This window comes from Gulosibacter sediminis (assembly GCF_014904065.1).
Classification (GTDB): Bacteria; Actinomycetota; Actinomycetes; order Actinomycetales; family Microbacteriaceae; genus Gulosibacter; species Gulosibacter sediminis.
Genome location: NZ_JACXJG010000032.1, coordinates 23,989 through 38,344 on the forward strand (window position 1 = coordinate 23,989; position 14,356 = coordinate 38,344).

Sequence of the window (14,356 nt, forward strand, 5' to 3'; positions counted from 1 at the left end):
GCATTTGGGCCGACCTGTGGATAACTCGAACATGGTTCTTGCGATTTCGTCATGATGCTCTCGTGAACATTGCCGTGAGCGCCATTGCCGATCGGGTCCGCGACCGTGTCGAACGCGAGGGCATCGAACTCGCCCCCGGGTCGAAGCAGGCGAGCGAACTCGTGCGGGCTGAAGTCCGGGCCTACGGCGAGCGCGCCACGGGCGAAGAAGCGCGCCTCTTGCATGACGAGCACGCGACCGTGCGCGACGTGCTCGCAAACGTCACTGGCTTCGGAGCGCTGCAGCCCTACCTCGACGACCCTGAGATAGAAGAGATCTGGGTGAACGCGCCGAGCCGCATCTTTGTCGCCAAGAACGGCCGCTCAGAGCTGACAAACACTGTCATCAGCGAGAACGAGTTGCGCGATCTCGTCGAGCGGATGCTGCGGTCGACCGGTCGCCGACTCGACTTGAGCAGCCCGTTTGTCGACGCCTCGCTGCCCGATGGCAGCCGACTGCACGTCGCGATTCCCGAGATCGCTCGACGACACCCGGCCATCAACATCCGCAAATTCATCCGCCGCATCCGCGACCTGCAGGCGCTCGTTGAGCGGGACTCGCTCACGCCGCAGGCAGCCAGGCTCCTGCGTGGGGCCGTGCGCTGCGGGCTCAACATTCTCGTGTCCGGCGCCACACACACCGGCAAGACCACGATGGTGGGCGCGTTGCTGGCGGCGGGCGAAGCGAGTGACCGCGTCATCACGGTTGAAGAGACCTTCGAGCTTGATGTGGTCACGCGCGACGTCGTCGCGCTCCAGTGTCGACCGCCCTCGCTCGAGGGCAGCGGCGAAATCACGCTCCGACGACTCGTGAAAGAGGCGCTCCGCATGCGGCCCGATCGGCTCGTGGTGGGCGAGGTGCGTGAGGCCGAGGCACTCGAGTTGCTCGTGGCGCTGAACTCGGGCGTCCCGGGCATGTGCACCATCCACGCGAACTCCGCCCGCGATGCCCTCGTCAAGCTTGCGACGCTACCCCTCCTCGCGGGCCGCAATATCGACGCGAGCTTCGTCGTGCCGACCATCGCCTCGACGATCGACCTCGTGGTGCATCTCGAGCACACGCCAACCGGCGGGCGCCGTGTCGCCGAGATCCTCGCCCCCACGGGCGCGGTGAATGCCGGGGTCATCGAAGCCACGACGCTATTCCGCCGTGAGCGCGAGGAGCTTGTCGCCACTGGCATGACACTGCAGCGCGACGAGAAGCTCCGTCGCCACGGCCTTGACGGCACGCAACTCATCGGGGCAGTCTCGTGACGGCCTGGCTGATCGCGATCGTCGCGGCGCTCGGCGTCGCCCTGTGTCTGTCAACCTGGATCTGGCCGCGCGAGCACGACGACGAGCTCGTGGCGCACTCACGACTCGGCTTCGTGGAAGATGCGCTGCTGCGCGCTGGCCTGCCGAAGTTTCCGGCCCTCGCGTTCATCGCGCTTGTCGCCGTGTGTGGCATCGCGACCGCCGCAATCGCACTGGCTCTGAGTGGCGTGATCGCCCTCGGGGTGCTCGGCGCGGTCGCAGGCTGCTGGCTTCCGATTCTTGCGATCCGCATGCGGGCGACAAAACGCCGGGAAGCACATCGGGGCGCCTGGCCAGACGCGGTCGACCATCTCATCGCGTCGATCCGCAGCGGCCTCGGCCTGCCCGATGCAGTGGCTCAGCTCGCGACTAAGGGACCAGAGACACTGCGCGACGACTTTGAGCAGTTTGTGCGTCGCTACCGCGCAACGGGTTCGTTCGCGACCGCGGTCGACGAAGTCAAGGAGCGGCTTGCCGACCCGGTGGGCGACCGTCTGCTCGAAACACTGCGCATGGCGCGCGACGTCGGCGGCACCCAGCTCGTGCCGGTGCTGCGCGCGTTCTCGGAACACCTGCGCGAAGCCCAGGCCGTGCGACACGAGGCAGAAGCACGGCAGGGATGGGTGGTGAACGCCGCTCGCTTGGGCGCGGTCGCGCCGTGGCTCGTACTCCTGCTGCTCGTGAGTCGGCCCGAGGCCGCGGCGGCCTACAACACCCCCGTCGGCTTCATCGTGATTCTGCTCGGGCTCGGCATCACGGTGCTGGCGTACCGCCTCATGATCGCTCTGGGCCGTATCCCGGATGAGGGACGGTGGTTCGCGTGATCACGTCGCAGCCGCTTGCGCTCGCCCTGCTACTCGGCACGGTACTTGGGCTTGGTCTCTGGTCGGTGGTCGCCACGCTGCCGCAGCTGCGTCGCCCCCGGCTGATCGACCGCGTCGCACCGCATCTCGTCGACATCGCACCAGCGGCGCGCGAGCACGCTCTGCGCCGAGTCATCGACCCGCTCCCAATCCTTGGGCAACTGCTTTCGCCGCTCATCGCGTGGTTACGTCGCATCCTCGGCGAGGTCATCGGCGGCAACGACCTCGTTGCCATGCGACTGCGCCAGGCGGGCCAGACGACGAGCGTCGAGCGATTTCGCACCCAGCAGGCAGTCTGGGCACTCGTCGGAATCGTGCTCGGTCTGGTGTTCGCCCTGGCAAGCCTCCGAAGCGCGGCCAACCAGGCGCTCGTCATCATCGTGATGCCACTCCTGGGCGGGGTGATTGCGGTCGCGGTCCGCGAACTGCTGCTGCGACACGCGGCGAGCGCCCGCATCCGCCGAATCGCAAGTGAGTATCCGACCGTGCTCGAGTTCATGAGCCTGTCGCTCGCCGCCGGCGAGGGAATCTTCGACTCGCTCGTGCGGGTGAGCGCGCTCGGTAACAGTGAGCTCGGGCGCGAGTTTGCGGGTGTGGTGCGCCGGGTTCGTGCCGGCGCCGCACTCGGCCCGTCGCTTCGGGAACTCGGCCGAGACCTCGGCTACGTCCCGCTTGCCCGCACCTGTGACCACCTGCTCACGGCGATGGAGCGCGGCGCACCACTTGTCGAGGTGCTGCAAGCCCAGGCGAGCGACGCGCGTGACCTTGGCAAGCGCGAGTTGCTCGAGGTCGCGGGCCGCAACGAGCTCCGCATGATGGTGCCGCTCGTCATGTTGATCCTCCCCGTCACGGTGCTCTTCGCGCTGTATCCGTCGTTCTTCATCATCTCCACCTCCTTCTAACGCCACCCGACACGCTCCACCGCATCGAAAGGAACCCCGTGCAACTCCTCCTCTGGCTCCAGACCACCCTGATCTCCGTGAGCGCGCGAACCCGCGACGAAGAACGCGGCGACGTACCCGGCTGGATCCTCATCGCCATCATGAGCGCGGGGCTGGTCGTGCTGATCTGGGCCCTCGCTGGTCCGCTCCTGACCCAGGTATTCGAAGATGCGGTCAATCGCGTCACGAGTAACTTCTGACCGGGGCGCGGCACCGGCCGAGTGGTCGCTCGTCGCCGGGATACTGACGCTGCTCTTCCTCACCGTCTTGCAGTTGGCGTTCTTCATGCACGTGCGCACGACGATCATCGACGCGGCGGCCGAAGGTGCGCGGGTCGCGGGGCTGCGAGAGGGCTCGCCCGCGGCCGGGGCCGAGCGCACCGAATACCTCGTCACGACCGCGCTTTCGGCGGCGTACGCGGAAGACATTGTCGTCTCGCAGACCGGCGGGCTCATTGAAGTGCGAGTCACCGCACCGCTGCCGTTCATCGGACTGCTCGGATTCCCGGACGGAATGGAGGTCGTCGCCCATGCACCGATGGAATGACCTCGTCCAGCGACTCGGCCAGCGGCTCGGCGACGAACGGGGCTCGGCAAGCCTCGAGTTTCTCGGCGTCGGTGTGTTACTGCTCGTGCCCGTCGCCTACGGCACCCTCACGCTTGGGCAGGCGGAACAGGCCGTGCTCGGTAGCGAACTTGGCGCGAGGAACGCGGCGCGCGTCCTGGCGGCCGACGGCATCGACCAACTCAGCCTCGCGAATCACCACATTACGATCGCCCTTGAGAATCATGGGCTCGACCCGGAACTCGCGTCGGTCGACGTGCGCTGTGCGCCAACCCCGGACTGCACGGTGGCGGGCGAGACACTGACTGTCACCGTGCGCTACGAACTCGAATTGCCACTGATGTTCGGCACGAGTGACTGGCTCAGCATCCCCGTGGAGGCGAGCAGCACATTTCCGCAACAGCGATTCGCGACGGGGGAGTGATGCACCGAAACGCCGCCGAAGACCGCGGTTCGATCACACCGCTCGCGATCGTCTATGTTGTCGTGGCGCTCCTCGTCGCGCTCGTCATCGCGGCCGCTGGCAGCCTCTACCTCGAGCGCAAGCAGCTGCTCGAGCTCGCGGATGCGGCCGCGCTCGCCGCTGCGCAGTCCTACGACCTCGACTCCGTCCACCTCGACGTCGACGGCGTGCGGGTGCAACTGGATCCCGAGCAGGTCCGTGAGCGAGCGGCCGACTACGTTGCCCGCTATGGACCCGAGGATGCGCGGGTCACGCAAGTGCACGTGAGCGGCGACACGGTCGCGATCACCGTGACCGGTACCTGGTACGCGCCGATCGTCAACGACGTCGTGCCGGCGACCATCGAGGTGACGGTGACGGCGACCGCAGTATCCGAACTCCGGTAGCTCGCACGATCAATCTGGGATAGATGCCGAATCTGTATGACTGATCGCAAACCTGTCTGATAGCTTTGGGTGTGATCCGACAGGTCACCTCAAAGGTGAAGGAACCATGACATACACGCCCGACACCATCTCCTCGATCACCCTCTCGACGCTGCGACTGCCCCTCGCACGCCCGATTTCCGATGCGAAGGTTCTCACCGGCCGGCAGAAGCCGATGACCGAGGTCATCTTTCTTATCGCTGAAATCGAGACCGCGCAGGGCTTCAACGGCCACGGCTTCAGCTACTCGAAGCGCGCAGGCGGCCCCGCCCAGTACGCTCACGCGAAGGAAGTTGCCTCGACCGTCATCGGCGAAGACCCGAACGACATCGAGAAGCTCTATACCAAGCTGCTCTGGGCCGGCGCATCCGTTGGTCGTGCCGGCGTCGCGACACAGGCGCTCGCCGCGATCGACATCGCGCTCTATGACCTCAAGGCGCGGCGCGCAAACCTGCCCCTCGCAAAGCTGCTCGGCAGCCACCGCGACTCGGTGCGCACCTACAACACCTTCGGCGGCTTCCTGAGCTCGCCCATCGACGAGGTCGTCGAGAACGCGTCGAAGTCGCTCGAGGCCGGCATCGGCGGCATCAAGATCAAGGTTGGCCTGCCCGACCGCAAGGAGGACATGGAGCGCGTGCGTCGCGTGCGCGAGCACGTCGGCCCCAACGTGCCGATGATGGTCGACGCGAACCAGCAGTGGGACCGCGCAACGGCGATGCGCCTCGGCCGCCAGCTCGAGGAGTACAACCTCGTGTGGATCGAGGAGCCGCTTGACGCCTACGACTTCGAGGGCCACGCCGAGCTTGCTCGCGCCCTCGTCACGCCGATCGCCACCGGTGAGATGCTCGCCTCGGTCGGCGACCACAAGCAGCTCATCGCAGCGCGCGGCTGCGACACGCTGCAGCCCGATGCCCCGCGAGTCGGCGGCATCACCAACTTCCTGCGCATCCTCGCCCTTGCCGACGAGGCGGGCCTCGACATCGCACCGCACTTTGCGATGGAGATCCACGTGCACCTCGCCGCGTGCTACCCCCGCGAGACTTGGGTCGAGCACTTCGACTGGCTCGACCCGCTGTTCGAGGAGCGCCTCGAGACCCGTGACGGCCGCATGTTCGTGCCTGAGCGCCCGGGCCTCGGCATCACCTTCAGCGACCAGGCTCGCGCGTGGGTGACCGAGTCGGTCACGGTCACCGAGCGTGGTTAGCTAATCGCATGACGCGAGCCGAAGAGATTGCCGACGACCTCGCCGCAAGAATCGTTGCGGGCGAAATCGCGCCGGGGGAGCGGCTGCCGAGCGAGCAGCGCCTCACGGAGGCCTACGGCGCAAGCCGCACGGTGATTCGCGAGGCGGTTCACCGGCTGCAATCTCGGGGCCTCGTGCACACCAAGGTGGGGTCGGGGAGTTACGCCCTGGCCCCACCTGCGCCCCGGGCGGACGATGCCGACTGGCTCACCGCATCCGGGTCGGAGGAGCGTGCAGAACTGCACGAGTTCCGTATCGCCCTTGAGGCCGAATCGGCAGCCCTCGCCGCGCGACGGGCGTCAGCGCGGCAGCTCGCGGCGATCGCTCGCGCGCTCGAACGACTCGCCGACGCGAGCCGCCCCGCAGACACCGTCGAGGCCGACGTCGCCTTTCACCGGGCCGTTGCCGAAGCCGGGGCCAACCGCTTCCTGCTCGAAGCGACCGACCGGCTCGGGCCCCGCGCGATCGTGCTGCCCCCGGCTCGCCTGACGGATTCGCACCGTGCCGCCACCGCGGCGATGCTCGCCGAACACGGCGCGGTGCTCACCGCGATCGAGGCGCAGGATGCGGTGGGAGCGAACGCGGCCATGCGGGCACACTTACTTGCCTCGGTCGCGCGCCGCGAACACGACGCCTGACCCCGACCGCGCACGAGTAGGCTGGAGGGATCATGATCAATCTCGACTTTTCCGCCGAGATCGCTGACTTGCGGTCGACGTTTGCCTCGATCACCGAGGTGCTCAACCCGGAGGCGCTCGCCGCTCGGGCGCAAGAGCTTGAGGCCGTTGCCTCGGCCCCCGACCTGTGGGACGACGTCGAGAATGCGCAGCGGGTCACGAGCGACTTGTCGCACGCGCAGGCCGACCTCAAGCGCATCCAGAGCATTGAGGCGCGCCTCGACGACCTCGAAGTGCTCATCGAACTTGCCAACGAGGGCGACGACGAGGCGACCGCGGCCGAGGCGAAGCAGGAGCTCGAAGCGGTCACGAAGGTGATCGGTGACCTCGAGGTGCAGACGCTGCTCGACGGTGAGTTCGACCCTCGCCCCGCCGTTATCACGATTCGCGCCGGCGCCGGCGGCGTCGACGCCGCGGACTTTGCCGAGATGCTGCTGCGCATGTACACGCGCTGGGCTGAGCAGCACGACTATCGGGTCAACGTGCTCGACACCTCGTACGCCGAGCAGGCCGGCGTGAAGTCGGCCACGTTTGAGGTTGACGAACCGTACGCCTTCGGCACCCTCTCGGTCGAGGCGGGCACGCACCGCCTTGTGCGGATGAGCCCGTTCAATTCGGCCGGCTCGCGCGAGACGAGCTTCGCCGCGGTCGAGGTCGTGCCGCTGATCGAGCAGGCGGACCACATCGACATTCCCGACAACGACATTCGCGTCGACGTGTTCCGGTCGTCGGGCCCCGGCGGCCAGNTCACGCACCTGCCGACGGGCATCGTCGTGAGCTGCCAGAACGAGAAGTCGCAGATTCAGAACCGGGCCGCCGCGATGCGCGTGCTCCAGTCGCGCCTGCTGCTGCAGCGCCGCGAAGAGGAAGAGGCGAAGAAGAAGGAACTCGCGGGCAACATCACCGCGAGCTGGGGCGATCAGATGCGCTCGTACGTGCTCGCCCCCTACAAGATGGTGAAGGACCTCCGCAGCGGTCACGAGTCGGGCAATCCCGATCGCGTGTTCGGCGGCGATCTCGATGAGTTCATCTCGTCGGGCATTCGCTGGCGCAAGACGACCCAGTCGGAATCCATGTAGCATCGGCGCGAACGGGGTTTCTCGAAGGAGCCAGCCGGCCACTGCAAAGGAGCATGACCGTGTCCCACGAAGTAGGCACACCGCAGCCACGCCAGAAGCGTGAGTTCTTCGGCTCGCGCAATATGTTCATCCTCGCGGCCATCGGCTCGGCCGTTGGGCTCGGCAACATCTGGCGGTTCCCGTACGTCGCCTACGAGAACGGTGGCGGCGCCTTCATCGTGCCGTACGTCATCGCGGTGGTCTGCGCGGGCATCCCGCTGCTCTTCTTTGACTACGTGATCGGGCACCGCTACGGCGGCTCAGCGCCGCTGTCGATGGCCCGCATCTCGCGCTGGCTCGAGACTATCGGTTGGTGGCAGGTGCTCATCTGCTTCATCATCGGGCTCTACTACGCGGTCATCGTGGCCTGGGCCGCGATGTTCATGATCTACTCGATCACCGGCGCGTGGGGCGACGACGCGAACGGCTTCTTCTTTAACGACTTCTTGCAGATGAGCGACACGGTCGCATTCACCGGCGAGTTCGTCGGCCACATCTTCTGGCCAGAGCTCATGGTGTGGGTCGTGACCTTCATCGTCATCTTCCTCGGGGTGAACAAGGGCATCGCCGGCGCCAACCTCATCTTCATGCCGCTGCTTGTGATCATGTTTGTGATCATGGTGGTGCAGGCCCTCTTCCTCCCCGGCGCGATGGACGGCCTCAACGCGTTGTTCACACCAGATTGGTCGGCGCTCGGGCGCGGCGAGGTGTGGGCCGCGGCTGTGGGCCAGATCTTCTTCTCGCTCTCGGTCGGTTTCGGCATCATGATTACCTACGCGTCCTACCTCAAGCGCAAGTCCGACCTCACCGGATCGGGCCTTGTCGTGGGCTTTTCGAACTCGGCGTTCGAGATCCTCGCGGGCATCGGCGTGTTTGCGGCGCTCGGCTTCATGGCTCAGGCTGCCGGCACCACAGTGGATGAGACGGCGACCTCGGGCATCGGCCTCGCATTCGTGGCGTTCCCAACGATTATTTCGCAGGCGCCGCTTGGTGCACTCATCGGCGTGCTCTTCTTCGGCTCGCTCGTGTTTGCCGGGTTCACGTCGATGGTGTCGATCATCGAAGTCGTCGTCGCCGGCGTGCGCGATAAGCTCGGGCTCACCCGCCAGGTCGCCTCGCTCGTGGTTATCGTGCCGATGGCGATCATCTCGCTGCTGCTGTTCCCGACGACCGCCGGCCTGTACTTCCTCGACGTGTTCGACGCGTTCGTCAACCAGTACGGCATCCTCGCCGCCGCGTTGGTGGCGATCATCTGCGTTGGCTGGATCTGCGGCAAGTTGCCACTGTTCTCGCGCCACCTGTCCAAGCTCTCGAGCATCCCTGCCAACTGGGTCTGGATTCTCTTCGTGGGCGCGATCGTGCCGCTCGCGCTCGCCTACATGCTCTACACGCAGCTCACGAAGGACCTCTCGAGTGTCTACGGCGGGTACCCGCCCGAGTTCGTCGCGGTGTTCGGCTGGGGCATGGTGATCGCGCTCGTCGTGGTCGCGATTATTCTCGCGGCCCTGCCTTGGTCGAGACGCATCGACACGGGCTTTGACGAGGCGGCGGAAGATGCTGAGGTTGACGAGATTTACGAGGCGCGACTCGCCCGCGAACGCGACGAGCGGAGCGCAACGAACGGAACGGAGGCCACGTCATGAACGGCGATGCAATCGTCATGATGGTTGTCGCAATTGTCGTGATCTGGGGAGGGATGGTTGCTGCGTTCATCAACCTTCGCCGGCGCAGCACAGATGGTGATGACTAACCGCGCGTCGCGCGGCTAATCGCCGCGGCGCCCCGTAGCGTATGGGGCGTCATGATTAGATTCGATCACGTCTCCAAGGTCTACCGCGAGCAGCACGGCGCTGCGCTCGACGACGTGACCTTCGAGATTCTCCGAGGCGAATTCGTCTTCCTTGTCGGTCCGTCGGGCTCGGGCAAATCCACCGTGCTGCGGCACGTGCTGCTCGAGGAGCACCCCACAGACGGCCAGGTGCACGTACTCGGCCAGGATCTCAGCAAGATCTCCAACCGCAAGGTGCCCTTCTACCGCCGCAACGTCGGCATGGTTTTTCAGGACTTTCGCCTCCTCGTCAACAAGACGGTCTACGAGAACGTCGCGTACGCGCAGAAGGTGATCGGACGTTCGCGTGCCCACATTCGTCGCTCGGTGGCGGATGTGCTCGACACGGTTGGTCTCGCCGGCAAAGAAGATCGCTTCCCCCACGAGCTCTCCGGCGGTGAGCAGCAGCGCGTCGCGATTGCCCGCGCTGTGGTGAACAAGCCCGCGATCCTGCTCGCCGACGAGCCCACCGGTAACCTCGACCCGGCGACCTCGCGCGAGATCATGCGCGTGCTCCGGCGAATCAATAAGAACGGCACCGCCGTGCTGATGGCCACGCACGACGTGTCAGTCGTCGACGAGGAGCGTCAGCGGGTACTCGAACTCGCCGATGGTGAGCTCGTCCGCGACGAGGCGGGCGGCGTGTACACCCCCGAGATCGTCATTTACGAAGAGCCCGAGGCGCCCGAGGTGGCGACGAAGCGCAAGCCAACCATCGCCGAGTCGATGGCGGCGCGTGTCGCAGAACCAGACCAGCGCGCCCACCACGCCGACTCCGATATCGACTCGCCCACCTCGCGCCTCACCGAGGACGACGATGGCGAAGAACTCGAGCACAATATCGACGGCACCGCGAGCAATGGGGGTGAGCGCTAATGTTCGGCTTCATCATGGGCGAGATGTGGCAGGGCCTGCGCCGCAACACCTCGATGGTCATCTCGGTGATCCTCGTCACGTTCGTCTCGCTGACCTTTGTCGGCGCCGCGATCCTGCTGCAGTTCCAAATCCAGAGTATGAAAACGTACTGGTACGACCGGGCGCAGGTCGCAGTCGACTTCTGCACCGAGCAGTCACAGTCACCAAACTGCACCGGCGGCGTCGCGACGCAGGATCAGATCGATGCGGTCGAGACGGAACTCCAGGGAGACGCGCTGTCGCCATACGTGAACGAGTACTTCTTTGAGTCGCAGGACGACGCCTACGGGCGATTCGTCGAGCAGTTCAAGGACGACCCGCTCGTCTCGTTCGTGACGCCCGAGCAGCTCAACCAGGCGTTCTGGGTGAACATGGTCAACCCCGAGGACTCCGACATCGTCATCCAATCGATCACCGGCATGCCCGGCGTCGAATCGGTGACCGACCAGCGGCAGTTCCTCGACGGTATCTTCGCCGTGCTCAACGGCGCGAGCATCACCGCGTTCGCGGTCGCGCTCGTCATGCTCGTCGCGGCCGTCTTGCTCGTGGCCACGACCATCCGTCTCTCGGCCTTCTCGCGCCGACGCGAGCTGCGCATCATGCGCCTCGTTGGCGCCTCGAACGGCTTCATTCAAGCGCCGTTCATCCTCGAGGGTGTGTTTGCCGGCCTGGTCGGTTCGCTGTTCGCGGCAGCGGCCGTGCTCGGGGGCACGCACTTCTTCGTGCAGGGGTACCTCCAGCCCCGGATGCCGGGGATGCAGCTGGTCTCGATTTGGCCGGAGGCGGCGATCTCCGCCGGCGTTGTCGTCGCCATCGGCGTCCTCTTGGCGGGGCTCGCCTCGAGTATGTCGATTCGCCGCTACCTTCGCGTCTAGCGGACCGGTTGATCGCATCCGTGGCAAGGCCCTAGACTAAGACTTTGCCCGGAACAGCGACGAGCCGGCGGAGGAGGACGCGATGGCGAAGAAGCAAGACGATGGTCGTCAGGTCGTGGCGTCGAACCGCAAGGCGCGGCACGACTACAACATCGAAGACACCTACGAAGCAGGCATGGTGCTGACCGGCACCGAGGTTAAGGCCCTGCGGCAAGGCCGCGCGTCACTTGTCGACGGCTTCGCGCACGTCGAGAACGGCGAGATGTGGCTCGAGGCGGTCTTCATCCCCGAGTACTTCCAGGGCACGTGGAACAACCACGCGCCGCGCCGCAAGCGCAAGCTGCTGCTGCACCGCGACGAGATTCGCAAGATCTCCGGCAAGACCCGCGAGGGCGGCTACACGATCGTGCCGTTGCAGCTGTACTTTGTTGACGGCCGCGCGAAGGTTGAGATCGCGGTCGCCAAGGGGAAGCGCGAGTTCGACAAGCGGCAGGCGCTCCGTGAGCGACAGGACAGCCTTGAGGCGCGTCGCGCCATGCGATCCCGCGGCTACGTGGGCGAGGGCTAGGTGTACTGCCCGGAGACGTTGANGAGCCGCCACGGCCCTGGCGGTCGTGTAGCGACACCACAGTGGTCGTCAGACAAGTGACTGTTTCTGGGCCGGGGCTTCCCTAGGGTGGGTGCATGCCCGTTTGGCAGCCAGCTATCCCGCAAGGGTTGCGCCCCCATCTCCTTTCCTGGGTGGGGTACGACTTCACCAGTACCGACACCGTCCACCACGGGGTTCCCTCGATGGGCGTCACGGTGGTGCTGTCGCTCGCAGAGCCCATCGACTGTGGCTGGCTTCATGGCGACGCGCGGCATCTCTGTGACGTACTAGTCTCCGGCCTGCACACCACTCCGGCTCTGATCCAGTCGAGGGGACGCCAGCAGGGCCTCGAATTGTCGCTCCACCCGCTCTCGACCCGTCGGCTTCTCGGGCTGCCGGCCGGGGAACTGGCCGGCTCGATGGTTGATGTGAATGATCTCTCGTGGCCCAGGCACCTGCTCGACCAGCTGCGGCAGTCAACGTGGCCACGACGGTTCCACCTCTTGGCGGCATTCCTCACCAAGAGGCTGGAGCAGCATCCTCATGCACCGCGCGCAGACCTGGTCGAGGCACTCGCGCGGATCCATCGGACCCGAGGCACGATCCCCATCTCCGGCCTGGCTCAGGACGTTGGCCTGTCCAGACGGCGGCTCTCAAGCCTGTTCGACCTCGAGACCGGTCTCTCGCCCAAGCAGGTGGCGCGCATCGCTCGCTTCACCCACGCCAAAGACTTGGTCCAGCGTGGCGCCCAGCCCTCGGACGTCGCGGCGATGGCCGGCTACAGCGACCAACCGCACCTGTCCCGGGAATGGAAGTCGATGACTGGATGGACGCTGCGCCAGTCGAAGGACGATTTCCCATTGCTTCAAGACACCGACATGCTTCCGGCGTGAGGCTAGAGCCATGACGACACCACAGCTGTTCCACTGCCTGCGCTATACAGACGCCGATCGAGGCATCGACTTCCTCCAAGCCATCGGCTTCACCACCGCCATGATCGTGCGGGATCCTGATGACGCGACCTTGGTGGCCCATGCGCAACTTGCCTGGCGTGACAACGGGGGCATCATGCTCGGCTCTGTTCGGGACGATGACCCGCATTACGGGCCGGGGATCTGCAACCTGGTGGTCGCCAGTGATGAGGACGTGGACAGCCTCTTCGCCGCAGCCCTGGCACACGGCGCGACCACCGTCACGGAGCCCAACGACGCCCCCCACGGAGGGCGCAACGCATGTGTCGCTGACTTCGATGGCCACTGGTGGAACCTCGACTCCTACCCGGGAGCCTGAGCCGGGGAACACCCCTCGACACCGTCATGTGGCACGGCTCACGAGTTCGTGCACATCTCAATGAGCCCTGGCCCACACAATCTCGCCGCCCGCGGCGGCAACTGGCCTTCCTGGGCGGCGCATGCCCCCAGGAAGGCCTCGTCATGTCCCTGAATCGTGTCGTGTTTGATGGAGGGTGAACCTATCCGGAAGGAACCCTCGGCAACATGCCCGTCCCTTATCCCGCGGAGATCCGCGAACGCGCAGTCCGGCTCGTGATCGAGGCTCGGCAGAACCCCGCAACTCGTGACGGTGCGATCACGAGGATCGCAAAGCAGCTCGATCTCCTCCCGGAGACAGTCCAAAAGTGGGTGCGTCGCGCCGAGATCGATGAAGGCATCCGCCCGGGTACGACCACCGAGGAGTCCTCGCGCATCGCGGAACTCGAACGTGAGGTGCGCGAACTGCGTCGCGCAAACCAGATCCTGAAGAGCGCGTCGGCTTTCTTCGCGGCGGAGCTCGACCGCCCCTCACGATGACCGAGAAGACCGCGTATATCGACGCGCATCGCGACGAGTTCGGGGTCGAGCCGATCTGTCGGGCACTTGAGGAGACACCCGCCCAGATCGCCCCGTCCAGCTACTACGCAGCAAAGACCAGGCCGCCATCAGAACGCGCCCAGCGTGATGGGGAACTTTGCACGATGATCTCTTGCATCCATGCCGAGAACTACGGGGTCTACGGGGTGCGGAAGATCCATGCCGCGCTGAGACGTGAGGGTGAACGTGTCGCGGAATCAACCGTGCGCAGACTGATGCGGCAGCTCGGACTCCGCGGGATCTCGCGAGTAAAGGGGCCCAGGACGACGAAGCCTGCGCCGGAGACCGGCCGGCCGTTGGATCTCGTGAACCGGCAGTTCACCGCTGATCGGCCGAACGAGCTCTGGGTTGCCGACATCACCTACGTCAGGACGTTCTCGGGGTGGGTGTACGCGGCGTTCGTGCTCGACGTGTACTCGCGCATGATCGTCGGTTGGCAGCTCTCCACCCGTCTCTACACCGATCTCGCGCTCGACGCGTTACGGATGGGAATCTGGCGACGCCAGAGAGCAGGGCACGATCTCGCCGGACTGACGCATCACAGCGACAGGGGCGTGCAATATCGAGCCATTCGCTACACGGAACGGCTCGCGGAGTGCGACGCGGTCGCGTCAGTCGGGTCCAGAGGCGACAGCTACGACTGTCAGTCTCTTTCT

The 14,356-nt window shown here is 65.7% G+C and carries 19 protein-coding genes and 1 other annotated feature; all 19 genes read left to right on the forward strand.

All coding sequences use genetic code 11. The features are described from left to right. Window positions 1-38 precede the first annotated feature (38 nt). On the forward strand, window positions 39-1,292 hold the full coding sequence (locus tag ID132_RS12350; protein WP_235988565.1) for a CpaF family protein: 1,254 nt from the start codon (window positions 39-41) through the stop codon (window positions 1,290-1,292). Then, complete coding sequence (locus tag ID132_RS12355; RefSeq protein WP_193128757.1) at window positions 1,289-2,155, forward strand: type II secretion system F family protein; 867 nt, start codon at window positions 1,289-1,291, stop codon at window positions 2,153-2,155. The genes ID132_RS12350 and ID132_RS12355 overlap by 4 nt, the downstream gene beginning before the upstream one ends. Further along, entirely contained in the window at window positions 2,152-3,096 is a 945-nt protein-coding gene (locus tag ID132_RS15020; RefSeq protein ID WP_125106121.1) for a type II secretion system F family protein, read from the forward strand. The genes ID132_RS12355 and ID132_RS15020 overlap by 4 nt, the downstream gene beginning before the upstream one ends. A gap of 38 nt (window positions 3,097-3,134) precedes the next feature. Next, window positions 3,135-3,335: a hypothetical protein gene (locus ID132_RS12365; protein ID WP_125106120.1), complete on the forward strand. Its 201-nt coding sequence runs from the start codon at window positions 3,135-3,137 to the stop codon at window positions 3,333-3,335. Next, window positions 3,304-3,681, forward strand: a complete 378-nt coding sequence (locus ID132_RS12370) for a TadE family protein (RefSeq protein ID WP_125106119.1) — start codon at window positions 3,304-3,306, stop codon at window positions 3,679-3,681. The genes ID132_RS12365 and ID132_RS12370 overlap by 32 nt, the downstream gene beginning before the upstream one ends. Beyond that, window positions 3,665-4,123 carry a TadE/TadG family type IV pilus assembly protein gene (locus ID132_RS12375; RefSeq protein WP_193128758.1) on the forward strand — a complete coding sequence of 153 codons (459 nt, stop codon included), beginning with the start codon at window positions 3,665-3,667 and terminating at the stop codon, window positions 4,121-4,123. Before ID132_RS12370 ends, ID132_RS12375 begins: the two co-directional genes overlap by 17 nt. Continuing rightward, the gene (locus tag ID132_RS12380; protein WP_193128759.1) at window positions 4,123-4,548 is read left to right on the forward strand and encodes a pilus assembly protein TadG-related protein; all 426 of its coding nucleotides are present in this window, start codon (window positions 4,123-4,125) and stop codon (window positions 4,546-4,548) included. Before ID132_RS12375 ends, ID132_RS12380 begins: the two co-directional genes overlap by 1 nt. Before the next feature lie 106 nt (window positions 4,549-4,654). Beyond that, window positions 4,655-5,791 carry an L-talarate/galactarate dehydratase gene (locus tag ID132_RS12385; protein ID WP_193128760.1) on the forward strand — a complete coding sequence of 379 codons (1,137 nt, stop codon included), beginning with the start codon at window positions 4,655-4,657 and terminating at the stop codon, window positions 5,789-5,791. 8 nt (window positions 5,792-5,799) lie between these two features. Further along, a complete protein-coding gene (locus ID132_RS12390; RefSeq protein WP_125106115.1) occupies window positions 5,800-6,468 on the forward strand; it encodes a FadR/GntR family transcriptional regulator in 669 nt (222 codons plus the stop codon). Between the two features lie 32 nt (window positions 6,469-6,500). Next, complete coding sequence (gene prfB, locus ID132_RS12395; protein ID WP_193128761.1) at window positions 6,501-7,586, forward strand: peptide chain release factor 2; 1,086 nt, start codon at window positions 6,501-6,503, stop codon at window positions 7,584-7,586. Between the two features lie 53 nt (window positions 7,587-7,639). After that, window positions 7,640-9,268 carry a sodium-dependent transporter gene (locus ID132_RS12400; RefSeq protein ID WP_125106113.1) on the forward strand — a complete coding sequence of 543 codons (1,629 nt, stop codon included), beginning with the start codon at window positions 7,640-7,642 and terminating at the stop codon, window positions 9,266-9,268. Next, window positions 9,265-9,375, forward strand: a complete 111-nt coding sequence (locus ID132_RS12405) for a methionine/alanine import family NSS transporter small subunit (protein WP_193128762.1) — start codon at window positions 9,265-9,267, stop codon at window positions 9,373-9,375. The genes ID132_RS12400 and ID132_RS12405 overlap by 4 nt, the downstream gene beginning before the upstream one ends. Window positions 9,376-9,426: 51 nt before the next feature. Continuing rightward, window positions 9,427-10,329, forward strand: coding sequence for a cell division ATP-binding protein FtsE (ftsE, locus tag ID132_RS12410; RefSeq protein ID WP_193128763.1), 903 nt, complete (start codon window positions 9,427-9,429; stop codon window positions 10,327-10,329). Beyond that, window positions 10,329-11,243, forward strand: a complete 915-nt coding sequence (gene ftsX / locus ID132_RS12415) for a permease-like cell division protein FtsX (RefSeq protein WP_193128764.1) — start codon at window positions 10,329-10,331, stop codon at window positions 11,241-11,243. The genes ftsE and ftsX overlap by 1 nt, the downstream gene beginning before the upstream one ends. Window positions 11,244-11,325: 82 nt before the next feature. Then, a complete protein-coding gene (gene smpB / locus ID132_RS12420; protein WP_125106109.1) occupies window positions 11,326-11,811 on the forward strand; it encodes an SsrA-binding protein SmpB in 486 nt (161 codons plus the stop codon). A gap of 116 nt (window positions 11,812-11,927) precedes the next feature. Then, complete coding sequence (locus ID132_RS12425; protein ID WP_193128765.1) at window positions 11,928-12,725, forward strand: helix-turn-helix domain-containing protein; 798 nt, start codon at window positions 11,928-11,930, stop codon at window positions 12,723-12,725. A gap of 10 nt (window positions 12,726-12,735) precedes the next feature. Next, the gene (locus ID132_RS12430; RefSeq protein ID WP_010534680.1) at window positions 12,736-13,122 is read left to right on the forward strand and encodes a VOC family protein; all 387 of its coding nucleotides are present in this window, start codon (window positions 12,736-12,738) and stop codon (window positions 13,120-13,122) included. A 206-nt stretch (window positions 13,123-13,328) separates the two neighbouring features. Next, entirely contained in the window at window positions 13,329-13,640 is a 312-nt protein-coding gene (locus tag ID132_RS12435) for a transposase (protein WP_193128766.1), read from the forward strand. After that, window positions 13,601-13,735, forward strand: a sequence feature (AL1L pseudoknot). It overlaps the preceding gene by 40 nt. Then, window positions 13,637-14,356, forward strand: a 720-nt coding sequence (locus ID132_RS12440; RefSeq protein WP_193128767.1) for an IS3 family transposase, incomplete at its 3' end; no start/stop codon positions are given. (Overlaps the previous feature by 99 nt.) The genes ID132_RS12435 and ID132_RS12440, both read left to right, overlap by 4 nt.